The sequence below is a fragment of the Brevibacterium spongiae genome (assembly GCF_026168515.1).
In the GTDB taxonomy this organism is placed as follows: Bacteria; Actinomycetota; Actinomycetes; order Actinomycetales; family Brevibacteriaceae; genus Brevibacterium; species Brevibacterium spongiae.
Window position 1 is genome coordinate 906,597 of record NZ_CP093443.1, and the last position, 23,975, is coordinate 930,571.

Genomic DNA, 23,975 nt, shown 5'->3' on the forward strand with positions numbered 1-23,975 from the left:
GTGCGCGCATCGTCAATTCCGTGCCTGCTCAAGCCCTCCGTGCTACCCGACGGGTCCCCAGCAACCCCTCGCCGGGTTGCTGGGGACCCGTCAAGTAGCAAATGGGGAGGTTAGGAGTCGCAGCAGGTGCTGCCGGACTCCGGCGCCGGGACGTCGAGGACGGGGGAGCGGTCGAAGAAGCCCTCGGGGCGCAGCTTGAAGCCGACGGTGTCGACGGGCATGATCGGCCAGTCCTCGACCCGCGGGAAGTGAGTGAGCCCGAAGCTGTGCCAGACCACGATGTCCTCACCATCGACGTTCCGGTCCGCGGCGGTCCATGCCGGCAGCCCCGCATGCCCGGCATGCTGGTTCGGGAAATCACCGGTCGGATAGCGTTCGTCCTCGTGATACTGCGACACCCACAGCGCCTTCGACGCGAATGTCGCGCGGCGATGGATCGACGAATCCTCATCCGCCAGCAGGGTCGGCAGGCCCATCGGATGCAGTTTGTAACCGACAGGTTCGCCGAGGCGGTTGACCGACTCCGGATTCGTCACCACCCAGGTCCGAGCCTTCGACTGGTCCGCATCACGCTGCGCCTCGAGCTCCGAACCCAGGACGGTGCGGGACCGGCTGAAGGCATTGCCGCGCGGATTGTCGTCCGAGACCGGGAGCCTGACGACGTCCTCCTCCTCGACCCGGCACTTGCCGCCGTCGAGGGCGAAGTCGAGTCGGGCACCGAAGAGGTGCTGGTGGAACGGTGCGCCGAGGCCGGGCGCGATCTCCGAGGCGAAATCCGTCGACCCATTCGGCAGCGCGGAAGTGAAGACGACACCGGTGGCCTTGGCCTCGAACTCGATCGTGCCGTCGAGGTAGAGATACCAGTAGAAGCCGTAGTCGTAGTTGCCGACCGTAGTGAAGAACGAGACGACGAAGCGACGGTTGCGGCGAGTGTAGGCCACCCCCGACCACAGGTCCGAATGCTTGGCCAGGATCGAGGCGTCCTCCTCGTGCATGCAGATGCCGTTCTTGATCTGCCGGGGTTCGCCGAGGTTGTTCGCCACCCAGGGGGAGAGGTAGGTGATGTCGCCGAGACAGTCACACCCGAGCTCGAGCGAGTTCGCCCACTGCCCGACGAGATATTCTCCGGTGTCGAAGTAGTTCTGCCACGACCGCACCGGGGAGGGGTCGCCGTAGGGAACGACCATCTCCGCGATAGCTGCCCGGTCGAGGATCGTGCGACGGCGCTCGCCGTCATCGAAAGCGATATTGTGCAGCACGAGGCCTTCGCGCATGTCGAAGCCGACATCGAAGGACCATTTCTCCCATTCGATGTGGTTGCCCTCGGTGACCGTGAAGCTCGGGCCCTCCGGCTGCGTGATCGAGATCGGCTTCTGCGTGGTCCGCACAGGACCGGTGAGCTCCGGGTCCGTGTAGTTCCCGTGTTCGGCAGGCACCGGGACGACCTCGAGGTCGAGGATCTGGTCGACGGTCTTGTTCGTGACGTCGACATAGGCGACGAGTCCGTCGATCGGGTGCGCCCACGCAGAATCAGCCTCGTGCTGCTGGTGGAAGGCCAGGCCGCGCAGGATCCTGCGGCCCTTCTCCTCCGGGTATTCGAAGACACCGGCCGACAGCGGTGCCACTCGCACCTCTTCGACGGGCAGCCCGCGCTTCTCGAGGCTGGCCAGCCATGTCGGATCGGAAGCGAGGACCTCCTCGACGACCTCGAACTCCTCTTCCATGACAGGGAACTCGCCCATCTCGGTCGAGTCCACCTCGGTGACGGTCTCGACCGACTCACGGGTGACCGAGACGATGATGTCGCGGGCCGTGCCGGCGGTCTTGTCGAGGATGAAGGCACGGAAACGGCGGTCCACCTCGGCGGCGGTCCGATCTGTGCCGCGCACGGGGTCGAGCAGGCCGACATAGGCCATGCGGGCTGTGTCGGGGAAGTGCCCGGCCGAGCGCAGCACCGAGGTGACGCCTGCGATCTCGGTTTCGGTGGGCAGGGTGAAAGGGGTGGCTGAGGTCGCCTCGGCGACGGCAGCGGAGGAATGGCAGGACATTATGCACCTTTGCAATCTGGGCCTGTGGGCTGAGTCACGCTAAAATCTACACTTGTAGGAAATAAAGTCAAGACCCGAATTGCACCGCTGCGGAGGAATCATGCCCAAGATCGTCGACCATGATCAGCGTCGTCGGGACCTCGTGCAGGCGACGCTGCGCCTGATCGCGCGGCAAGGGCTCGACGGGGCGACGATGCGCGATATCGCCACCGAAGCCGGCTTCGCCAACGGGGTCGTCAAGACGTATTTCGGCTCGAAGGCGGACCTCCTCGCGGCCACCTACCTATTCGTCTTCGAGGCCACGAACTCCCGGGTGACGATTTCGACGCAGGGGCAGCGCGGACTCGGCGCTCTGCGCGCCTTCGCCCACGAGGTGCTCCCGGTGACGCCGCAGCTGCGCGACGAAGCCCGCGTTGTTCTGTCCTACCTCGCCGAGGTGGCCCAGAACCCCGAGCATGCCCGCGCGACCGCCGAGACCATGGAGCTGTGGCGGACGTGGATCGTCGCGTGGCTGGAACAGGCCCGTACGGACGGTGAGCTGCGCGGCGAGGCGGACATCGAGTCCGAAACGGAAGTCCTCCTCACCTACCTGCTCGGGGCGCAGACCACAGCGATCATCGGCGGACGCGGATTCGACTTCGACGGGTTCCGGGCCCAGCTCGACTATGTCATCGGTCGGCTGGGACGGCAGAGCTGACCCAGGGCCGCCGCAGCGGCAAGGTGGGGCCGGAGGCCACCGGGTCGTCGGTAAGCGACCGAATGGTCGGTAATCTGGCTCAGGGTCGTGACTGCCCCGCCGGTTGGGGATAGAGTGACCGGACAACACGCCTTCGACGAAGCGGTCGGGGCCGAGCGATCTAAGGACGACGATGTTGCTTGAAGACACCGCGAACGACTTCGACGGCTGGCAGAGCCTGGTCTCGGACTCGTTCGTCCCCCTCGACACCGAGCCTCAGCGCCGCGGCGGATTCCAGGGGCGCATCAGCGCGCGTGACTACGACTCCGTGGTGATGTCGCAGATCAATGCGAACCCGCATGCCGTCCTGCGCACTCCCGAGTTGATCGCCCGTGCCCGATCGGGGGCGCACGACTGCTCTGCCGGGACGAACTACTTCAAGGTCTCGCTGCAGCTCGACGGACACGGCCTGCTCATCCAGGACGGGCGCGAGGTCGCCCTGGCGCCCGGAACCCTGGCCATCTACGATACGTCCCGCCCGTACACGCTCAGCTTCGATTCGAACTTCTCGTCCTACGTCATGATGTTCCCGCAGTCGCGGGTCAACCTGCCCGCCGGAACCGTCGGCCAGCTCACGGCCACTCCGATCGGCACCGACCACCAGCTCGGCGCGGTCGTCGCTCAGGTCATCTCCCAGGCCGGGGCCATGCTGCCGACCCTCAATCGGGCGACCGGGGTGCGGCTGGCCGGAAACGTCGTCGACCTGCTCACCACGGTGATGGCCGACGAACTCTCGGCGGCCGGAGGTGATGTTGATGAGCGGCAGCGCCTGTGGGCCGAGATCACGAGCTTCATCGACGCGCATCTCTCCGACCCGCAGCTCAGCCCGTCGACCATCGCGGCCGCCCACTTCATCTCGGTGCGCACCCTGCATCAGATCTTCGAAGGCAGCGGGGAGACCGTGGCCGGGGAGATCCGGCGCCGCCGCATCGAGAAATGCCGACTCGACCTCGCCGACCCCGGACAGCGTCAGATTCCGGTGGCCGCCATCGGCGCCCGCTGGGGGCTGAGCGATCCCGCGCACTTCTCCCGCCTCTTTCGCAGCGCAGTCGGTCAGCCGCCCGCCGGATATCGCCGCAGCGCCCAGTCCGACTGACGGGGTTCGGCCGCGCGGGCCCGAGTCGGCCTGCCCCGGATGCGCGAATCGTCAAGAACTCTGCCTGCAAAGCCAAGACGCGGCAGGCCTCCGGCGATCACACTTGCAGTATTCCCTCTTACTGTTAGGTGGATCACATGAGCACTCTCAGCTCGGAACCGGCCAAAGGCGGCCTGGGTTCCCCGATCGGCGGCGCTGCCGATCAGCCTTCCACAGAGGTCGGACACGCCCCTGCGGCCACGGCCTCACTCGATGCCCGCCGCATCGGAATCCCCGCGCTCGTCTTCATGATCATCGCCGCCTCGGCGCCGTTGACCGTCGTCGCCGGCGGTGTCCCCAGCAATTTCGCCGTCACCGGGCTGGTCGGGATTCCGCTGTCCTTCGTTGTCCTCGGGATCGTCCTCATCCTCTTCGCGATCGGCTATGCGGCGATGAGTCGCCACGTCCACAACGCCGGCGCCTTCTTCGCCTATATCTCCAAAGGACTGGGCAAGCCCGTCGGAATGGGTGCGGCGATGACCGCGCTGGTGGCCTACAACGCCATGCAGATCGGCATCGCCGGGATGTTCGGCTTCGTCTTCTCCTCCTTCCTCGACTCCCTCTTCGGCATCTCCTGGTCATGGTGGGTCTGCGCCCTCATCGCGTGGGTCATCGTCGGGATCATGGGAGTCCTCCGAGTCGACTTCTCCGCGAAAGTGCTCGGGATCATCGTCGGTGCGGAGTTCCTCGTCGTCATCGTCTTCGACATCATCGGACTCGCGCACAGCCCCGAAGGCATCACCACCGACGGTTTCGCCATCGACCAGCTCTTCGCCCCCGGAGTCGGTGCAGCCCTGGCGTTCTCGATCGCGGCCTTCATGGGCTTCGAATCCGGGGCCATCTACAACGAGGAGGTCAAGGACCCCAAGCGCACCGCAGGTCGGGCCACTGTCATCGCCGTGTCCATCATCGCGGTGTTCTATGCGTTCTCCGCCTGGGCGATGGTCGTCGGCGAGGGAGCGACGAAGGTCATCGTCCGGTCGCAGCAGTTCGGCCCGGACCTCATGTTCGTCTTCCTCGGCGAGCACGCGCCGGTGTGGTTCGTCGACCTGGCGAACCTGCTGTTCCTCACCTCGCTGTTGGCCGCGCTCGTCGCCTTCCACAACATCGTCGCCCGCTACGTCTTCGCCCTCGGCCGCGACCGGGTCCTTCCTGCGGGTCTGGCCAGGACTTCGCGGCGCACCGGTGCGCCGGTGGCAGGCTCCCTCACTCAGTCGGGACTGGCACTCGTGATCATCCTCGTCTTCGCGGTGGTCGGTTCCGGCAGCGATGACCTGCTGTTCCCCGTCGTCACCCTCTTCACCTGGCTGACGAACATGGGCGCCTTCGGCCTCGTCCTGCTCATGGCGCTCACCGCCCTCGCCGTCGTCGGCTTCCTGCGCACGAAGGCAGGGGAGTACTCACTGTGGACCCGCGCGATCGCGCCGGGGCTGTCGGCGGTCGGCCTCCTCATCCTCTTCGTTTCCATCGTCATCAACTTCAACGTCCTCATCGGCACAGAAGGCACCACGGTCCTGTCCTGGCTGCTGCCAGCCATCGTCCTTGTCCCCGGACTCATCGGCACCATCTGGGCCCTCGTCCTCCGCTCGTCCTCACCGAACCTCTATGCAGGAATCGGTTCCGGTGGAAGCCTGGGATGAGAGACCGCCCCATCGCCGAGGCGCATGACCGACCCGAGTCCGACGCACCCACCACTGATCTGACAGTCCCCGATATAAAAGGAGCATCATGACCACCGAGACCACCGCAACCGACCTCACAACCGCGGCCGCCATCCTGACGGCGATCGAGGACCCCTCCGGTCGCGAGATCCTTGATCCCGCCACCGGTGAGGTTGTCGGCCGCACCGCTGAAGGCACCCCCGCCGACATCGACTCGGCCGTCGCCGCCGCACACCGGGCCCAGCCTGCCTGGGCCGAGCGCAGCTCTCAGGAACGCAGCGAACTGCTGGGCAAGGCCGCCGACGCCATCGAAGCCTCCGCCGAGGCGCTGGCTGAGCTCCTCTCCCGTGAACAGGGCAAGCCCCTCAACGGCCCCAATGCCCGCTTCGAAGTCGGCGCGTGCGCTGCGTGGCTGCGTGCGAACGCCGCCTTCGAACTCGAACCCGAAGTCCTCGTCGATGACGGGGAGACCCATGCCGAACTCCACTACAGGCCTGTCGGTGTCGTCGGTGCGGTCGGGCCGTGGAACTGGCCGATGATGATCTCCGTCTGGCAGTTCGCCCCCTCGCTGAAGATGGGCAACACCGTCGTCCTCAAACCCTCGGAGTACACCCCGCTGTCCGTGCAGGCGCTCGTGGCCGTGGTCAACCAGGTGCTGCCGGCCGATGTGCTCACCGTCGTGCCCGGCGACGGAGCCGTCGGCGCCGCCCTGACCAGCCATGCCGATGTCGACAAGATCATGTTCACCGGATCGACGAAGACCGGGCAGGCGATCATGCGCACCGCCGCGGACAACCTCGCCCGCATCACCCTCGAACTCGGCGGCAACGACGCGGGCATCGTGCTCGATGACGCGGACCCAAAGGCGATTGCCGGGGATCTGTTCTGGGGCGCATTCATCAACACCGGTCAGACCTGTGCGGCGATGAAGCGGCTCTACGTCCCCGAATCGCTCTACGACCAGGTCTGCCAGGCTCTCGTCGAGGTGGCCGGGCAGTCCCCGATGGGCGTGGGCCTGAACGAGGAGAACGTCCTCGGACCGCTGCAGAACAAGCAGCAGTACGACATCGTCGCGAACCTCGTGCAGGCGGCGAAGGATGGGGGAGCGCGCGTGCTCACCGGCGGTGACCCTGCTGCTGAGCAGCCCGGGTACTTCTATCCGACGACGCTCGTCGCCGACATCGACAACGACAACCCGCTTGTCGCCGAGGAGCAGTTCGGTCCCGTGCTGCCGATCATCAAGTACACCGATCTCGAGCAGGCCATCGAATGGGCCAACGAACTCGAAGTCGGTCTCGGATCCTCGGTGTGGGGCACAGATCTTGATGCCTGCCGTCGGGTTGCGGCCCGACTCGAAGCGGGTACGACCTGGATCAACAAGCACGGTGCTGTCGATCCCCGCGTGCCTTTCGGTGGGGTGAAGAAGTCCGGTTTCGGCCTCGAATTCGGCCTCGAAGGCCTCAAGCACGTCAGCGTCCCCCAGGTCATCTCCTGGTAATTGCTACGTGACGGCGCCCTAGCAACCCAGCGCCGGGTTGCTGGGGCGCCGTCATGTAGCAAGAGGGGAGGGGAGGAGGTCTTTCACGATGTCGAGGGTTCGTGCCAAGGCCTCCGAGGGGTTGTTTCGGCGCCAGCCGAGCGCCAGTGTGAACGCATCACCGCCCTCGGCGAGGCGCACATAGCGCACACCGTCGATGCGGATGTGGTCCGAGGACTCGACGACCACAGCCACTCCCACCTGAGCGCCGACGAGGGCCAGCAGGCTGTAGGGGTCCGGCGCCTCCTGGATGACATGCGGCAGGAACCCGGCCTCATCGGCCAGCCGGACCATCACCTCCCTGACCTGTGAACCGTGCGAAGGCGCATAGGAGATGAACGGTTCGTCAGCGAGGTCGGCCATCGAGATCTCATCCTCGTCAGCCAATCGATGGCTGCTCGGTACGGCGACCATCACGGTCTCCTGCCGGATGACGTGGACGTCGATGCCCGCCGGTGCCGGCGGACTGACGACCGCGAGATCCATGTCGCCGTCGCGCACGGCTTGTGCGGCCTCACCGCAGTACATCTGCGGATTGAGATCGAGGCTGATGCCCGGCTGTCTGGCCGCCACCTCACGCGCGATGAGCGAGAGGATCGAATAGCCGCTCGTCCCTCCGAAGGCGATCCGCACCCGACCGACCGCACCGTCTTGGGCGGCACGTGCGATCCGCTTCGCCCCGTCGACCTGCGTTCCGATTGCCTGCGCGGGTTCGAGCATCGCCTCGCCTGAGGCGGTCAGGCGCACTCGACGCGTCGTGCGGTCGAAGAGCCGTACCCCGAGTTCCTTCTCCAATGAGCGGATCATCTGGCTCAGCGCGGGTTGCGCGATGTGCAGCTTCTCGGCGGCACGGCCGAAATGCAGCTCCTCGGCAACGGCGACGAAGGCCTCGAAATGTCTCAGTTCCATGCCGGTGCTCCTCTGGCTCAGTATCTCGGCACCGCCTCGCGGCTTCCGCGGCAGCTGAGGCGCAGCCGCCACGGATTGATCAATCAGAACAATCAATAGGGTCAATATTAAGTCTTGGACTTGTTGTAATGCGAGTGGCACAGTGAAAGAGAAGGACTTCGCAGTCCAAACAAGCCCGCCCAGCCGCCAACCGTCCCAGGAGCCAACCATGACCGCAGATATCAGCACCGACCCGTCCGACCTGCTCGACCTCGCGGGTCTCTTCACCGAGGACGAGCTGGCGCTGCGCGACAAGGTCCGGACCTTCGTCGACGCTCGGATCCGCCCGAATATCGCCGACTGGTACGAAAGCGCGATCTTCCCGACCGAGATCGTGCGAGAGATGGGTGAACTCGGACTCCTCGGCATGCACTTGAAGGGGTACGGATGCCCCGGCCGTTCCGCCGTCGAATACGGTCTTGCCGCCCTCGAACTCGAAGCCGGCGACTCCGGTCTGCGCACCTTCGTCTCCGTGCAGGGATCGCTGGCGATGTCGGCCATCCACAAATTCGGCTCCGAAGAGCAGAAGGACCGCTACCTGCCCGGCATGGCCAAGGGCGAGATCATCGGCTGCTTCGGACTCACCGAACCGACCGCAGGCTCCGACCCCGGATCCATGGCGACCACCGCGACGAAGACCCCAGACGGGGGATGGGAGATCAACGGCGCCAAGCGCTGGATCGGCCTGGCTTCGATCGCCGACATCGCCGTCATCTGGGCGGCCACCGACGACGGCATCCGCGGATTCCTCGTCCCCACCGACACCCCCGGCTTCACCGCCACCCCGATCGGGCAGAAGCTGTCCATGCGCGCCTCCATCCAGTGCGATATCGACCTGGAGAGCGTCAAGCTGCCCGCCGAGGCGGTCCTGCCCGAGGTCACGGGACTGAAGGGTCCGTTCTCCTGCCTCAATGAGGCCCGATACGGAATCATGTGGGGCGCCATGGGCGCCGCCCGCGATTCCTTCGAGGTCGCCCTCGACTACGCGCAGAATCGCCTCCAGTTCGACAAGCCGCTGAGCGCCTACCAGATCACTCAGGAGAAGCTGGTGAACATGGCCCTGGAGATCCAGAAGGGCACCCTCCTGGCCATCCAGACCGGACGCCTCAAGGACGCTGGCACCCTTGACCCTGTGCAGATCTCGGTCGGCAAGCTGAACAACTGCCGCGAAGCCATCGCCATCTGCCGCGAAGCCAGGACGATGCTCGGCGGCAACGGCATCACCCTCGAGTATTCGCCGCTGCGGCACGCGAACAACCTCGAATCAGTGCGCACATACGAAGGCACTGACGAGATCCACACCCTCATCCTCGGCCGTCACATCACCGGCCAGCAGGCATTCCGCTGACAGGGGAGAGGTGAGTCTGGCGGCCTGCAGTCCGCAGTAACGTGGTATTGGCGCTTTGTTAATTTGTACGTACACTGTGTACGTACAAATAAACATTGATGTGCTCACATCACTTCTTGCAAAGGGGATTCGTCATGGTTGCCGGATCACAGATCAGAAGCCGCGTACCGCTCTTCGACGGAATGAACCGGATTCCGGGTGGAATCATGCTCATTCCGCTCATCCTCGGCTCCATCGTCGGGACCTTCTTCCCCGGGTTTCTTGACCTCGGAAACTTCACCACAGCACTCTTCAAGGACTCGGCTCTGCCGCTCATCGGCATCCTTATCTTTGCTACGGGTATGCAGATCACGCTGAAGACGTCGGGGCCTGTCTTGGCTACGGCTGGAACTATTCTCCTGACGAAGTCGATCATCCCGGCATTCCTTGTTGTCCTTCTCGGTCATTTCGTGGGCATCGATGGAATCCTCGGGGTCTCGATTCTTGCTTTGATCGTCACTATGGACAACAGCAACGGTGGTCTCTGGCTTGCTTTTACCGGCCGCTATGGAGATGCTCGCGATCGTGGAGCCTATATGGCTTCAGCGATCAATGACGGTCCGTTCTTCTCCATGCTCTTCCTCGGTGCCGCAGGACTTGCTGACATCCCATACACGCTGCTGCTGGCTGCGGTGATCCCGCTCGTTCTTGGCGTCATCGTCGGCAATCTCGATGAGAAGTGGACAGAGATTATGCGGCCGATTCCGAACATGGTCATCCCCTTTTTTGCTTTTGCGCTCGGAACCGGAATCGATCTTGGCAACGTCGTCACAGGTGGTCTTTCCGGCCTTCTTGTCGGAGCCTTCGCAACTCTCTTCACTGGAACATTGGCCTATTTCGGCTACCGGTGGATTCTTCGACGCGGCAAGCAGTCTGGAATTGGCATCGCTTCGGCCACGACGGCAGGAAATGCCATTGCCACTCCGGCCATCATCGCCGGAGCTGATCCGACCTTTGAGCCTTATGTTGAGGTAGCAACCGCCCAGGTCGCCTCAGCGGTCCTTGTTTCCGCAGTGCTCGCCCCGCTGCTTGCCGCATGGGTCCTCAAGCGTGAGGGCGGGCTCAAAGACCAGAACGAGGAAACTGAGTCGGCCCCACTGCGCCCCGAGGGGCTATGACCTCCCCGGCGGTCCTGGTCGTCGCTGACGACTTGACGGGAGCTACTGACTCCTCTGTGCAGTTCGCTCGTGCCGGTTGGCAAACCCGACTGCAGCTGGCCGAGCCCGGACGTGAGAATCAGGAGGACGGAACAGTCAGTGCCCGAGTCACAGACGCTCGAGCCATGAATGCCGACGAGGCATGTCAGAAGACTCAGGATGCTGTGCGCTCGGGTGCAGCCGCGCCGAATCAACGACTCTTTCTCAAAATCGACTCCACGCTCCGAGGTTCCGTCGCCGCGCAGATCGAAGGGGCCCTAGCAGAATGGAAGTCGAGGCATCCTGAAGCGGTTGCCCTTGTCTGCCCCGCATACCCAGCGATGGGCCGGACAGTCGTTGGTGGAAGGCTCCTGGTTGACGGTGTCCCGGTCGACGAGACGGCGATCCGAACAGACCCGGTCACTCCGGTGACGACATCCGCTGTTGCGGATATCCTGCCTGGCAGCACCGTTCTCGTCGGTCCTCTTGATCGCGAACAGCTGAAGGGTGCGATCGAAAGCATTCGTGGGTCGGCATCGATGTCGCTGACCGTCGATGCCAGCACCGACGACGATCTCAGAATCATCGCCGAGGTGGCCTCTGAAATGGGCGGAAACATCGTTCCCGTCGGTTCAGCAGGACTCGCTTCCGCCCTCTCGAGTGTCTGGGGGTCGGACCTTGAGCCCAGGGTGTGGACCGCGCCGACGTGCAAACGCCTGGTCATCGTCGCGAGTTCTCTACATACTGTGACCCGAGAACAGATTGTCGCCCTCACTGAGACGTTGCCTGGAATAGTCGACGTTCGGGAACCGGAGCTTGCGCAGGTCCTGGAAGGTGGAGCACGTCGTGAGTGGCTGACGGAGGTCCGAGCAAGCGGCTCTGTCGCACCAATCACTGTCATCAGTCCTCCGTCAGAACGGACCTCCCAGACGGACCTTGTCGCAGAATTCATCGCCGAGACGACGGCCGCGGTTGTTGGCTCCGACTCGTCGGCCGGACTAATGCTGCTAGGAGGAGAAGGTGCGAGAGCTGTGCTCAACCATCTTGGTGCACATAGCCTTCAAATCCATGCGACGGTACGAGAGGGCATTCCGATCGGCACCATTGGCGGTGGGGGTCGCCACGGGACGACCGTCGTCACCAAGGCAGGCGGATTCGGCCGTCGTCTTGATGTCGCACATATCGCCGCAGATCTATTGGACTACGAAATAGAAGGAAACGAATAATGAAGCTACCCGTTTTGGCTATCACCGTGGGAGACGTTGCCGGGATCGGGCCTGAGATCACCGCGAAGTCGCTGCTCGGACACAATGACCTGCGAGAGAAGTGCGTGCCGGTCGTGATCGGCGACGTGGCATCCATCCGGCGTGGAGTCGAAACCGTCGGAGGAGATGTCTCAGCAGTACGAGAGATCGGCTCTCCCGAAGAAGCTCGAAACATTCCCGGCACTGTCGAAGTTATTCAAGTCGGTCAGTCTCTGGCGGATGTTGCAGTGGGCAAGCTCAGTGCCTCTGCTGGAGACGGCTCTTATCGTTATGTTGTCGAAGCTTGCCGGCTTGCCAAGGCCGGTGCAGTAGACGGCATCGTCACCGCACCGCTGAACAAGGCTGCCATGCATGCCGGTGGTCACCAGTTCCCGGGCCACACCGAGCTGCTGGCCCATGAGTTCGGTGTCAAGGACTATTCGCTGGTGCTCTCAGCCGGAGACCTCTATTTCTTCCACCTCACCACGCACGTATCGATGCGTCAGGCAATCGAAGACATCTCCTTCGACCGCACTCTCAGCGTGCTCAAACTTGCGGGCGCCTTTGCCGAATCGATGGGTACACCTGACGAGCTAATCGGACTTGCGGGGCTGAATCCGCATGCGGGGGAGAATCGGCTGTTTGGCAATGAGGATGCCGATGTGCTCGCACCAGCCGTTGCTGCGGCGAAAGAGCAGGGACTCAACGTTGACGGTCCGCTGCCAGGCGACGCTCTCATCCCCTCCGCAGTTCGCGGCGAGGTCAACCTCGTAGTCGTGTGCTACCACGATCAGGGCCACGCTCCGTTCAAAGCTGTCTATGGTGACGACGGCGTGAACATTACCGTCGGGCTTCCGGTGGTGCGCGTTTCGGTCGACCACGGTACCGCCTTCGACATCGCCGGACAGGGCATCGCCCGAGAAGCGAGTTTGGTGCTGTCGATCGAACGCGCGGCTGCGCTGGCGCCGAAGTGGAATGTCGTGTGGGAGGCCGCGCAGGCGATGTGAGATACCCTGAAGTCGCCCTTGAGCCCCCTGAGGAAGAGTAACTATGTGGATCGATGAGCAGTCACCGACCCTGCTCGACCCGTCCGCCGACTTCCCTCTCCACAAGCAACTCGGGGATGTGGTGCGTGGGGCGATCTTGGAAGGTGATTTGCCACCTGGGGCTCATTTACCCACAGAAGCGCAATTCCAAGAGCGATTCGGCATCTCTCGTTCCGTGGTCAGACAGGCGCTGTCTGGGCTCACTAACGATGGACTGATCCAACGCGGGCGTGGGCGGGGAAGTGTAGTGGCACCCAAGCACGAGCACCACCGCGCCGTGCAGAAGATGTCCGGACTCTCCGCACAGATCGCGAGTCCTGACGATATCGTGACCACAGAGGTGCTGTGTTTCAGTCTGGCGTCCTCCCCTCGCGCCGAGGATGCACTGGGCGCTACGGACCTCATCTCTCGAGCAGAGGACGCGTTGGGCACCACGGACCTCGTCTCACTGTTGCGTCTGCGCAGAGTCGGCGGAGAGCCCATAGCTCTCATCCACACCTGGCTGGCAAGGACCACCGTACCGGGGCTCCAGTCCGAGGACCTTGTCAACGCCTCATTGCACGAAATACTCGACACCCGGTTCGGTATTCCCGTTTCGGCCGGTCATCGGCAAGTGAGGGCAGTCTCGGCTTCGGGAAATGTCGCCGCAGATATGGGAGTTCCCAACGGGACTCCGTTGCTCGTACTCGAGGGTACAAGCCAGGATGACGGCGGCCGAGCAGTCGAATACTTCTGTACCTGGCACAGAGGAGACCGGGTGGTCTTCGACGTCGACGCTGGGGCCGATCGCAGTATTAGGCATCATAGTTACGGCACCCCGCCTCCCGATGATATGTCAGCCGCCGAAGGCACAGCCGATCTGCGTCGCCAGGCAGAAGCACTCGCTGAGGCGTTGCAAACGTTCGCGGCCGATGTCGGGCATTCTACCGAGGAATGACCGGAACAGCAGAGTCCGAACCGAAGCCCTTCGAATACCGACGATGTTAGGGTAGCCTTCGTGCCGAAGATCCCTGAAACCGGTGCGCAGCTGCTGCGCCGAGCCGCCCGCCGGCGTCTCCGTCCGCTGATCGGCGGAGCAGGTGCCCTGTCGGTGTGGCAGGTCTGCGAAGCGCTTGTGCCGGTGGCGATCGGCATCATCGTCGACCGGGCGATCATCCCGTTGTCGATCCCCGCGCTCATCGTCTCGATCATCGGCCTCGGCCTCCTCTTCACCGTGCTCAGCGTTGTCGGCTACCGGTTCGGTGCCCGCCTGTGCAACGCCGCCCGTGAACACGAAGCCCACGCCCTGCGCGTCGAGATCACACACGCAGCGCTGACCGCCTCCGCCCTGCCTGCCGACCGCACCTCGGGAGAGGTCCTGTCCATCGCCTCCGCAGACGCAGACACCGCGGCTGCGTCCTTCCAGCAGGCCGGACGCGGCATCGCCTCGGTGCTGGGCATGATCACCGCCGCCGTCTTCCTCCTCATCGCCGATCCCGTGACCGGCCTCGTCGTCCTCATTGCGGTCCCCATCGGCCTCGTCATCGTCGCCCTGCCCGGCCGTTCCGTGTCGAAGCGAGCGACCGCACAGCTCGAAGCCGTCGCCTCCGCCGGACGCTCGGCCTCCGATCTCATGCACGGGCTGCGCGTGATCAAGGCGATGGGCGGAGAGCCGTGGGCCGTGCGCCGCTACCGCGCCACCTCCGATGCCGCCGCCGTCGCCGGCATCGCCACAGGTGAGAGGACCGGACGCCTGGCCGGACTCGGGGCGCTCGTCATGTCCGTGGTGCTGGCGATCGTCCTCATCGTCGCCGGCCTCCGCCTGACCGAGGGCCTGATGAGCGTCGGCGCTCTCATCGGCATCCTCGGCATGACCGCCTTCCTCACCGAGCCCATGCGCGCGCTCGCCGAGATCGTCGGCCTCTTCGCCCAGTCCCATGGAGCCGCCGAGCGCATCGCCCGCCTGCTCACCAGCATCGACGCTGCAGGTGACCCCGGCTCTGCAGATGACCCCGACGATGCAGCAGACACCCCCACCGCAACAGACACCCTCACCGAGGCGGCCCCCTCCACCCGTGATGCCGCCGGCACCCGCCCGGCAGTCGCGACCACCGCGTCCGGAGTCACCATCACCGGTTGGCCGACACCCGACGGTCACCTCACCGCCCCCACAGGATCTCTGACCTGCATCGTCGCCGCTGATGCCGAGGACGCAGCCGCCGTGCTGCAGGCCCTGACCGCCCACTCTCGCAGCCTCGGTCCTGAAACGATGCTCGTCGCACCGCACGAGGTCGATCTGTTCGAAGGCACGATCGCCTCGAACATCGCCATGGTCGTCGCCGCCGCCGACGACACCGGCCCAGCCCAGCCCGGCACAGCCGTCCACCCAGCCGACACGCCCCGGACCACCACCGCCCACCTGCCGATCTCCGCCGAAGTGCTCACCGCTTCAGGCGTCGACGAGCTGCTCGACCTCGTCGACGGCGGCCTCGACCACCGGATCCAAGAGCTCGGCGGCAATCTCTCCGGCGGCCAACGGCAGCGCGTCGCACTGGCTCGTGCGCTGCACGCCGCCCCAGACATCCTCGTCCTCGTCGAACCCACCACCGCTGTCGACGCCGTCACCGAAGCGCGGATCGCCGAGGGCCTCAGCACAGTGCGCCGCCGAACACAGCAACAGGCCACCCTCATCCTCACCTCTTCGCCGGCCTTCCTCGCTGCCGCCGACACCGTGGTCTTCGTCCCCACCGACGGGCCTGTGCTCAGCGGCCACCACTCCGACCTCCTCGATGCCGACACAGACAGCGCTGAAGCATACAGAAACGCGGTGACCCGATGACGGCGCCGACACAGACCACCCTGACGATCGCGTCCCGCCGAGCCTCGTTCGCTCACCTGGCCCCGCTGCTGCGCAGGCGCTCGGGCTGGATCGTCGTCCTCGTCATCGCCGGACTGGCCAATGCCGGGGCCGGACTCGTCGGACCGTGGGCGATCGGCCGCCTCGTCGACGAACTGCCCGCCGGTGCCGGATCCGAGGTCGTGTGGACGTGCGCCGTCGCCGTCGCGATCGCCGGCGTCGTCATGGCCGCCGGCACATGGATCGGCGCCTGGGCGCTCGCCCACATCGCGATGCCCGTCGTCGCCGAACTGCGCACCGAGGTCGTCGACTCGGCCCTGACGCTCGAGTCGCAGCGGATCGAGGCCACCGGCACCGGCGACCTCGTCTCCCGCGTTGCCGACGACTCTCGGAAGATCGGCGAAGCCGCCGCCCAGGTGCTGCCGCTCATCGTCGAATCCCTCCTCGTCGTCATCGTCTCAGCAGGAGGTCTCGCCGCCATCGACTGGCGTCTCGGGCTGACCGGGCTCGTCGCCGTGCCGATGTACTGGCTCACCCTGCGCTGGTACCTGCCCAGGTCAGAACCCATCTACAAGGAAGAGCGCGCAGCCTTCGGACGGCGAGCCGGCAGGCTCCTCGGCGGCCTCACCGGGGCCGCGACCCTTCGCGCCTTTCGCGCCGAGGCCGGGGAGATGCGTCGCATCGACTCCGCCTCCGCTCACGCCCGCGACCTGTCGATCGGTGTCTTCCGGTTCGTCACCCGCGCCTTCGGTCGCAACAATCGCGCCGAAGCGGTTGTGCTCTCCCTGCTCCTCATCGCAGGCTTCGCCCTCGTCTGGTTCGGCGAGTCCACCGCCGGAGCCGTGACCACAGCGGCCCTGGTCTTCCACCGCCTGTTCAACCCCATCGGGGCGCTCGTCGGCCTGTTCGACCAGGTCCAGTCAGCCGGCGCCTCACTGACCCGCATGGTCGGAGTCATCGACGAGGCGAGAACCTCGCCGAGGCGGTCGACCCAGACCGCACCCGCCACCCCCACGCTCGTGCTCGAGGACCTGTGGTTCACCTACGACGAGGACCCGGGCACGGACAATCACGTGCTCCGCGGTGTGAACCTGCGCATCGCCCCTGGTGAGCACATCGCCGTCGTCGGCACCACCGGTGCCGGAAAGACGACGCTGGCGAGGATCGCCGCGGGCCTGTCCGTGCCTGGTCACGGACGGGCACGTCTCACGGATGGTGGGGCCGCCTCGGCGAAGGGATCGGCTCTGACCGACCTCGACGAATCCGCGCTGCGCCGGCACATCGCCATGGTCGCCCAGGAGGTCCACACATTCTCCGGAACCGTGCGTGAGAACGTGACCCTGCCGAAGCCCGATGCCGACGACGCGACCGTGTGGTCCGCGCTCGACACTGTCGGCGCCGGGTGGGTGCAGTCGCTGCCGCGGGGATTGGACACGCAGATCGGGGAGGGCGGAATCCGGCTGAACGCTGTCCAGGAGCAGACGCTCGCGCTGGCCCGCCTCGTCCTCGCCGACCCGGACTTCGCGATCCTCGACGAAGCCACCGCCGAGGCGGGATCCGCCGGAGCCCATGTCCTCGAAGCCTCCGCCGAGGCGGCCCTTGCCGGCCGTGGTGCGCTCATCGTCGCGCACCGGCTCAGTCAGGCGGAGAAGGCCGACCGGATCCTTGTGATGGAACACGGACGCGTCGTCGAAGACGGATCGCATGCTGAACTCGTCGCTGCCGGCGGGCGCTACGCGGAACTCTGGGCGGCCTGGGCCGGCTGAGGTCTCCCGGACCGGCTCACCTGAGCCCCAGAACCCGATCAGCTCAGCCCGAGCACCGTCGTGGCGATGGTGAAGTAGAGGATGAGGCCAGTGGCATCGCAGAACGTGGAGATGAACGGGTTGGAGAACACAGCAGGGTCGGCGCCGAGCTTCTTCGCGATGATCGGCATCAGCCCGCCCACGGTTGCGGCCATCGTGCACACCGACAGCAGCGTCAGCCCGATGACGAGGCCGATCGGCCATCCGTAGACGAGTCCGGCGATGACGAAGCCCAAGATTCCGAGTACCGAACCGAGCATGGCTCCGACACGCAGCTCCCGCCAGATCACCTTCCAGAGATCACGGATGCGCACCTCACCGACGGCCAGGGCCCGGGTGACAGTGGTCGCTGCCTGGTTGCCGGTATTGCCGCCGGTGCCGGTGAGCAGGGGAATGAACAGGGCCAGGACGACGACCTGATCGAGCCGGTCCTCATAGACCTCGAGGACCTGGACGGTCAGGATCGCGGACACGGCGAGGACGAGCAGCCACACGATGCGGCTCTTGACCAGGCGCAGGATCGTCGAGGACAGGTAGGACCGATCGAGCGGCTCCGAACCGGAGCTGCGGGCGATGTCCTCGGCGTCCTCCTCGTCGATGATGTCGAGGACGTCATCCATGGTGAGGATCCCGACGAGGCGGTCCTCCTGATCCGTCACCGGCATCGCGATGAGCCGGTGGGAGAGGAACTCACGCGCCGCCTCCTCACGGTCGCTCAGCGCATGCGTGCTGATCGAATCGCGGACCATGTCCTCGATGACGGTGTCGGGGTCGACGGCGATGAGATTGCGCAGCGACACCACCCCGCGCAGCACCCGACCGGGGCCGACGACGGGCAGGAGGTAGACGGTCTCGGGACCGTCGATGCGGGCACGCACGACCTCCATCGCGGCAGCCGCCGTCCAATCCTCATGGAGACCGAGCACCTCGGGAGACATGTAGCGACCGATCGCGGACTTCGGATAGCCGAGGACCGCCGAGGTCATCTCCCGTTCCTCGGCGGTCAGCCCCTTCATCAGGCGGCTGGCGACGCCGGCGGGCAGTTCGCCGAAGAGTTCGGCACGGTCATCGGGGTCAAGACCCTCGACGATGTCGGCGACCTCGGGTTCGCGGAGATTGCCGATGAGCTCGGCCTGATAGGCAGGAGGCAGGTTCTCGAAGACCGCGAGGGCCTCGGCCTTCGGCAGCACCCGGAAGAGCATCGCCGACTGCAGAGGCGTCGACGTGTGGACGAGGCGGGCGATCTCGGCCTGCGGCACCTGCTGGGCCACGGTCGCGATCTCATCGAGGGCGGTCGGATCGATGCGGCCGGTGAGCGCGGATTCGAGTCGGTCGGCCGCCTCGGTGCTCTCTGTCGTATCAACCACGCATGCCCCCTCACCTCGGACGGAAACTCCCGCAGTCAAGCCTAGGCTATGCACGAGGCGGACCCTGCCCCGAGCACGAACCGGGACATTTCGGGCCGCACCGAAGCGACACGGACCTACGATGGAGCCATGACGAGGAGATTCCCGGAGTCCGCGCCGAACATCGCCGCCCTGGCGTCGGCCATCGCCGATCCCACCCGCGTGATGATCTGCGCCAGCGTCCTCGACGGTCGTGCCTGGACGCTCACCGAGCTCTCCCGCGCGTTGTCCGTTCCGATGTCCTCACTGTCCGAACACGCCGGCATCCTCATCGACCACGGTGTCCTCGCCGAGCGACGCGAAGGCCGGCACCGCTATGTCCAGATCGCCTCGACCGACATCGCGGACTGGCTGGAACACACCGGAGCGCTGGCAGGAGGGACGCTGACCGCGGCACCGTCGCTGACGGCGAAGACCCGCGACCGCCAGCTGACCGACGCCCGAACCTGCTACAGGCACATCGCAGGCCGCTTCGGCACCCGGCTCTTCTCTGCCCTGACCCAGCGAGAATGGATCGATGAGTCCCTGACCGTCACCGAAGCCGGGCGGTCCGGCCTCGCCGAAGCATTCGGACTCGACGCCAGACCACCGAGGTCGTCGGCGCGACCCTTCGTGCGACGGTGCCTCGACTGGACGGAACGCCGCTCCCACCTCGGCGGCCACCTCGGCGACGACATCTGCCGAACATTCTTCGACCGCGGATGGATCGTGCGACGTCCGAACTCTCGGGCGCTGAAGATCACCCCGGACGGTCGTGAGCACCTCGCCTGGGTGCTCGCCGTCCACGACAACCATCTCTGAGGCGCCGAATGCGCCAGGACAGCGAACGCGCAGATCGGGGACACGACATGAGCACACCCATCGACACCGCGAGCACCTTCCGCGGCCTGCATATCCCAGGGGATCCGTTCATCCTGCCGTGTGCCTGGGACGTGGCGAGTGCGCAGCTCTTCGCCGAGGCGGGGCACCGTGCCGTCGGCACCACGAGTCTGGGCATCGCCGCCGCCATCGGTGCCGCCGATGAGGACCGTGAGGCGCTCACCGCGACCGCGAACCTCGTCGCCGCCCTTCGCCGGGCGCTGCCGGAACAGCCGCTGACCTGCGATTTCGAAGACGGCTACGGGGACAGTCCGGAATCCGTCGTCGCCGCCGTGCGCGAGGCTTTCGCCGCCGACCCCGCCGACCCCGCCGACCCCGTCCCCACCACCGGCGGACTCATCATCGACGGCATCAACATCCAGGACTCGCGGCACGGACGGATGAGCGAAACCGCGGTCTTGGCTGCGAAGGTCAGCGCCGTCAAGGAGGCGTTTCCGGATCTGTTCGTCAACGCACGGATCGACACATTCTGGCTCGGCCAGGACAACCTCGGCGAGGTTCTCTGTCGCATCGACGCCTACACTGACGCGGGAGCCGACGGCATCTTCGTCCCCGGTGACCTCGATCTGGCGACGATCGAGACGATCACCGCCCGCAGCCGGGTTCCGGTGAACGTGCTGGCCAGCCCGCGCTATTCGCGGACGATGCTCGCCGAGGCGGGGGTGGCCCGGATCAGCACCGGATCGCTGCTCTACCGTGCGGCTATGTCGGAGGCGCTGCGATCCCTCGCCGTCCTTGCCGACGATCGCCCGGCCGAAACGGAGAATGTGCGCTCCTACCGGTCTTTCACCGAACTGAACTGAGCCAGCGTCAGCGTCCGTCCTGTCGGACGGTGAGCACGGGGACGGGGGAGCGGAGGATGAGCCGCTGCGCGACCGAACCGAGGATCATCTTGCCCACCCGCGACCGAGCACGGACCCCGAGGACGAGCCGATCGACCTCGGGATGGTCACCCAGTTCGTCGATGACGGCGGTGACAGGGTCACGATCCCCGCGTCCGGACCGATTGACGACGGTGACCTCGAGCCCGGAGGGGAGCTCCTCCTCGGTGAAGTCGTGGAGGGTGAGGTTGATGAGGAACAGACCTGTCCCCAGGTTCTGCGCCTCGGCGACGGCCGCATCGAGGGCCCGGCGGCCTTCGGGACTGTCGGTGAGAGCGACGGCGACTGACATGAGGGCTCCTTTATCTGCGTCCGTACTTGGCCTTGAACTCGCGTTCGAACTCCGCGAGGTCCTTGTCCTTCGTCTCCGGCAGCAGAACCGCGAGGAAGACGAAGGCGATGACGGCGATGCCGGCGAACATGCCGAAGGTCGCGGTCATGCCCATGCCCTCGATGAGCGGTGGGAAGAACTGCGCGACGATGGCGTTCATGATCCACAGCACGAACACGCAGATGCCCATCGCGAAGCTGCGGATCTTCATCGGGAAGATCTCCGAGAGCATGAGCCACGTCAGCGGACCGACGGTGCCCTGCATCGAGAAGACGAAGAGGACGAGGAAGACCAGCACCGTCCAGGCCTGTCCCGGCCCGGCCGGGACGATGACCGCGGTCAGAGCGATGAGGGTGTGGAAGAGCGCGATGAGGGCGTAGCCGGTGAGGAACATGACCCGGCGCGGCAGCTTGTTGAGCAGATACATGCCCAGGCTGATGCCGGCCAGGGAGAACACTCCGTTGGCGATGTTGCCGATGATCGCGACCCCGGAGTCGAGGCCCGCGTTCGTGAGCAGCTGCGTGCCGTAGTACATGACGGAATTGATGCCGGTGAGCTGCTGGAAGAAGCCGAGCCCGGCACCGATGATGACCAGCCGCAGCACCCACCGGGTGCCGAGGTCGGACAGGCCGCCGGTCGCCTCCTTGGCGTCCTCGGCGGCGAGGTGGGTGACCTCGGCGATCTCGGCTTCGGCGCGTTCGGGGGAGCGGACCTGCTTGAGCACATCGAGGGCCTCATCGGACCGGCCCTGGGCGATGAGCCAGCGGGGACTCTCGGGCTGGAAGATCATGCCCACGAGCAGTGCGATGGCCGGGGCCAGGGCGACGAGCAGCATCCACCGCCAGATGGAATCGACGTGGCCGAAGAAGTTGAAGATCACCGCGTTGATGACAAAGGCGGCGAGCTGACCGCCGACGATCATCAGTTCGTTGCGGGTGACATAGCTGCCGCGCTTCTCGGAGGGAGCGATCTCACCGAGGTAGACAGGCACCGTCGCCGAGGCGCCCCCGACGGCCAGGCCGAGGACGAAGCGGGCGGAGATGAGGAAGATCGCCTCGGGGGCGAACACACAGCCGAGCGTGCCGAGGATGAACACCCCGGCCAGCAGCAGGATCGTCTTGCGCCTGCCCCAGGCGTCGGCGACGCGGCCGCCGAACACGGCGCCGAAGGCGGCACCGACCATGAGAGAGGCGACGACGAGGCCTTCGCTGAGCGGGGTGAGTCCGAAATCCTTGCTCAGAGGTTCGAGGGCGCCGTTGACGACTCCGGTGTCATATCCGAAGAGCAGTCCGCCGAAGGTCGCGACCGTGGCGATGACGCCGAGGCGGTGGACGGGGCGGCCGCTGCCGACGTGGGGGAGGTCGAATCGGGTGGTCGCCGTGGACGTCGACGGGCGACGCGGGGATCCAGGTGGCATGGGCGACTCCTTTCCCTACTGTCTTAGCACATGGGAAGCTGTCGGAAACAGGGCGGGTGAGCCACAGCCGGGTAGGGAACCGCCCCGGACTCCTGCGCGTGGCGGAATCCGGGGCGGTCGTCTGAGGGGTCAGAAGCTCGCGTATCAGGTCTCGTCGTCGGGGGAGCCGTCGATGACCTCGGGCATGCCGTCGATGACTTCGACCTCGTCGATGTCATCATCGGCGAGTGCATCGACATCGAGGTCGTCGCCGGCGAGTTCGGCGACCTCGAAGTCGTCGTCGCCGTCGGAGACCATCTCATCGCCGTCGCGGTTTCCCTGTTCGGCAGCGGCGACCGGATCGGCGTCGAACTCCCCGTCGAGGTCGGGTGCTTCGGTTTCGTCGTCCCAACTCGTGTCGTCGATGAGCGCGTCGTCGGCTCCTTCGATCCCGGTGCCCACGGGACCCTCGGCGCCTGGTTCGATGAAGTCGTCGTCGGGGTTCTCGGTCATGCTGCCTCCTTGATCGGGTGCGGGTCTCCCACGTTAGACCCTGTCGAAGCGTTCCTTCCACCGGTTCCAGTCCCAGTGGGCCAGAAACTTCTCTCCGGCCGACCGTCCGGAGGCGATGAGGTCGAGCTTGTCCTCACTGCTCAGAGCGAAATCCGTGCTGCTGTGGCCGGACGTGTCGACGAAGACCGTGCGTTCGGTGACCGAGGGATCGTCGATGTGCCTGCGGTCATGAGCATTGAGCATCGTCGAGATCAGGGACTTCGCGTACTGGAAGGTCGTGGCGTTGGGCCGCCATTCGGCAGCGGCCGTGTGTCGGGCCGAGAGCATGACGCCGAAGGTCGGCCACCGTGCCGGCTTCGCGTCCTTGCGGTCGAAGACGTCGACGGGGAAGTTCGACAGCAGGCCGCCGTCGGCGCCGAGCACGGACGTCCCGCCCGCCACACTCGGCCGGGCGGGAAGACTGCGGGGGCGGAAGAAGAACGGACTCGCGGCCGAAGCACACACCGCCTCGGCGACGGACTGACTGTCCGCGTCCACGCCGAGAGCCTCTTCGTAGTCCCAGGGCAGACGGAGCATGCGCCCGCGGGAGACGTCGGAGACGATGACGACGAGCCGATATGACCGCTCCGGCGGGATCGCACCGCCGGGATCGTCGAGCTTGAGGTCAGCCCAGGTGCGCACTCCCTGGTCGGCCAGCGCCTCGGCGAGGAAATCATGGAGCGCATCGCCTCTGTACATGCCTTTGTGCAGCAGCAGACCCTGCACGCGACCCAGCCAGGGAAAGAGACGGAAGGCGGGGGAAAGATCCTCGAACTCGCTGAAGTCCTGTTCGAGCACCTTCTCCCGCAGCGACTGCGGAGTGAGTCCCGCCGCGGTCAGCGAACCGACGATCGCTCCGGCCGAGGTCCCGGCGATGCGGTGGAAGTCGTAGCCGCCGTCGGACAGGGCCTCCACGGCCCCGACGAGACCGGGCAGCTTCGTCCCTCCGCCTTCGAGGACCAGGTCGGTCATGGCCATGTCCGCCTCCTTGATCCTTTGTCCCCTCGTTCT

The 23,975-nt window shown here is 65.7% G+C and carries 20 protein-coding genes and 1 pseudogene; 14 read left to right on the forward strand and 7 right to left on the reverse strand.

Annotated elements, in window-relative coordinates; translation table 11 throughout:
* Window positions 1-110: 110 nt before the first annotated feature.
* The gene (locus L1F31_RS03980) at window positions 111-2,048 is read right to left on the reverse strand and encodes a primary-amine oxidase (protein ID WP_265419392.1); all 1,938 of its coding nucleotides are present in this window, start codon (window positions 2,046-2,048) and stop codon (window positions 111-113) included.
* A gap of 100 nt (window positions 2,049-2,148) precedes the next feature.
* Here L1F31_RS03980 and L1F31_RS03985 point away from each other — a divergent pair, with 100 nt between their 5' ends.
* The 4 genes from L1F31_RS03985 (at window position 2,149) to L1F31_RS04000 (ending at window position 7,078) form a co-directional block, all read left to right on the forward strand.
* On the forward strand, window positions 2,149-2,745 hold the full coding sequence (locus tag L1F31_RS03985) for a TetR/AcrR family transcriptional regulator (RefSeq protein WP_265419393.1): 597 nt from the start codon (window positions 2,149-2,151) through the stop codon (window positions 2,743-2,745).
* Window positions 2,746-2,917: 172 nt separating this feature from the next.
* Window positions 2,918-3,880: an AraC-like ligand-binding domain-containing protein gene (locus L1F31_RS03990; protein ID WP_265419394.1), complete on the forward strand. Its 963-nt coding sequence runs from the start codon at window positions 2,918-2,920 to the stop codon at window positions 3,878-3,880.
* Between the two features lie 137 nt (window positions 3,881-4,017).
* Window positions 4,018-5,559 (forward strand): APC family permease, encoded by a 1,542-nt coding sequence (locus L1F31_RS03995; protein WP_429860944.1) that lies wholly within the window; start codon window positions 4,018-4,020, stop codon window positions 5,557-5,559.
* 88 nt (window positions 5,560-5,647) lie between these two features.
* Entirely contained in the window at window positions 5,648-7,078 is a 1,431-nt protein-coding gene (locus tag L1F31_RS04000; protein WP_265419395.1) for an aldehyde dehydrogenase family protein, read from the forward strand.
* A gap of 51 nt (window positions 7,079-7,129) precedes the next feature.
* Here the strand turns inward: L1F31_RS04000 and L1F31_RS04005 are convergent, their stop codons facing one another.
* Window positions 7,130-8,026 (reverse strand): LysR family transcriptional regulator, encoded by an 897-nt coding sequence (locus tag L1F31_RS04005; protein WP_265419396.1) that lies wholly within the window; start codon window positions 8,024-8,026, stop codon window positions 7,130-7,132.
* A gap of 208 nt (window positions 8,027-8,234) precedes the next feature.
* On the opposite strand from L1F31_RS04005, the gene L1F31_RS04010 reads away from it, so the two are divergent.
* The 8 genes and pseudogenes from L1F31_RS04010 (at window position 8,235) to L1F31_RS04040 (ending at window position 17,480) form a co-directional block, all read left to right on the forward strand.
* Window positions 8,235-9,413, forward strand: coding sequence for an acyl-CoA dehydrogenase family protein (locus L1F31_RS04010; RefSeq protein ID WP_265419397.1), 1,179 nt, complete (start codon window positions 8,235-8,237; stop codon window positions 9,411-9,413).
* Window positions 9,414-9,547: 134 nt separating this feature from the next.
* Window positions 9,548-10,570, forward strand: coding sequence for a 2-keto-3-deoxygluconate permease (locus L1F31_RS04015; protein ID WP_265419398.1), 1,023 nt, complete (start codon window positions 9,548-9,550; stop codon window positions 10,568-10,570).
* Complete coding sequence (locus tag L1F31_RS04020; protein WP_265419399.1) at window positions 10,567-11,814, forward strand: four-carbon acid sugar kinase family protein; 1,248 nt, start codon at window positions 10,567-10,569, stop codon at window positions 11,812-11,814. Before L1F31_RS04015 ends, L1F31_RS04020 begins: the two co-directional genes overlap by 4 nt.
* Window positions 11,814-12,839 carry a 4-hydroxythreonine-4-phosphate dehydrogenase PdxA gene (pdxA, locus tag L1F31_RS04025; protein ID WP_265419400.1) on the forward strand — a complete coding sequence of 342 codons (1,026 nt, stop codon included), beginning with the start codon at window positions 11,814-11,816 and terminating at the stop codon, window positions 12,837-12,839. Before L1F31_RS04020 ends, pdxA begins: the two co-directional genes overlap by 1 nt.
* A gap of 43 nt (window positions 12,840-12,882) precedes the next feature.
* Window positions 12,883-13,116: pseudogene (locus L1F31_RS19040) on the forward strand (GntR family transcriptional regulator); the annotation flags it as partial.
* A gap of 9 nt (window positions 13,117-13,125) precedes the next feature.
* Window positions 13,126-13,815 (forward strand): GntR family transcriptional regulator, encoded by a 690-nt coding sequence (locus L1F31_RS04030; RefSeq protein WP_265419401.1) that lies wholly within the window; start codon window positions 13,126-13,128, stop codon window positions 13,813-13,815.
* Between the two features lie 60 nt (window positions 13,816-13,875).
* On the forward strand, window positions 13,876-15,696 hold the full coding sequence (locus L1F31_RS04035) for an ABC transporter transmembrane domain-containing protein (RefSeq protein WP_265419402.1): 1,821 nt from the start codon (window positions 13,876-13,878) through the stop codon (window positions 15,694-15,696).
* Window positions 15,693-17,480 (forward strand): ABC transporter ATP-binding protein, encoded by a 1,788-nt coding sequence (locus tag L1F31_RS04040; RefSeq protein ID WP_265419403.1) that lies wholly within the window; start codon window positions 15,693-15,695, stop codon window positions 17,478-17,480. The genes L1F31_RS04035 and L1F31_RS04040 overlap by 4 nt, the downstream gene beginning before the upstream one ends.
* A gap of 38 nt (window positions 17,481-17,518) precedes the next feature.
* On the opposite strand, the gene mgtE is transcribed toward L1F31_RS04040, so the two are convergent.
* Window positions 17,519-18,886 (reverse strand): magnesium transporter, encoded by a 1,368-nt coding sequence (mgtE, locus tag L1F31_RS04045; RefSeq protein ID WP_265419404.1) that lies wholly within the window; start codon window positions 18,884-18,886, stop codon window positions 17,519-17,521.
* Between the two features lie 129 nt (window positions 18,887-19,015).
* Between mgtE and L1F31_RS04050 the strand changes: the two genes are divergently transcribed.
* A complete protein-coding gene (locus L1F31_RS04050; RefSeq protein ID WP_265419405.1) occupies window positions 19,016-19,726 on the forward strand; it encodes an ArsR/SmtB family transcription factor in 711 nt (236 codons plus the stop codon).
* A gap of 47 nt (window positions 19,727-19,773) precedes the next feature.
* Window positions 19,774-20,607 carry an isocitrate lyase/PEP mutase family protein gene (locus L1F31_RS04055; RefSeq protein ID WP_265419406.1) on the forward strand — a complete coding sequence of 278 codons (834 nt, stop codon included), beginning with the start codon at window positions 19,774-19,776 and terminating at the stop codon, window positions 20,605-20,607.
* 7 nt (window positions 20,608-20,614) lie between these two features.
* On the opposite strand, the gene L1F31_RS04060 is transcribed toward L1F31_RS04055, so the two are convergent.
* From L1F31_RS04060 to L1F31_RS04075, 4 genes are all read right to left on the reverse strand, one after another.
* Complete coding sequence (locus L1F31_RS04060) at window positions 20,615-20,977, reverse strand: universal stress protein (RefSeq protein ID WP_265419407.1); 363 nt, start codon at window positions 20,975-20,977, stop codon at window positions 20,615-20,617.
* Window positions 20,978-20,987: 10 nt separating this feature from the next.
* Window positions 20,988-22,433 carry a sugar porter family MFS transporter gene (locus tag L1F31_RS04065; RefSeq protein WP_265419408.1) on the reverse strand — a complete coding sequence of 482 codons (1,446 nt, stop codon included), beginning with the start codon at window positions 22,431-22,433 and terminating at the stop codon, window positions 20,988-20,990.
* A 144-nt stretch (window positions 22,434-22,577) separates the two neighbouring features.
* Entirely contained in the window at window positions 22,578-22,925 is a 348-nt protein-coding gene (locus L1F31_RS04070) for a hypothetical protein (protein WP_265419409.1), read from the reverse strand.
* A 33-nt stretch (window positions 22,926-22,958) separates the two neighbouring features.
* Entirely contained in the window at window positions 22,959-23,942 is a 984-nt protein-coding gene (locus L1F31_RS04075; protein WP_265419410.1) for a patatin-like phospholipase family protein, read from the reverse strand.
* Window positions 23,943-23,975: the final 33 nt, after the last annotated feature.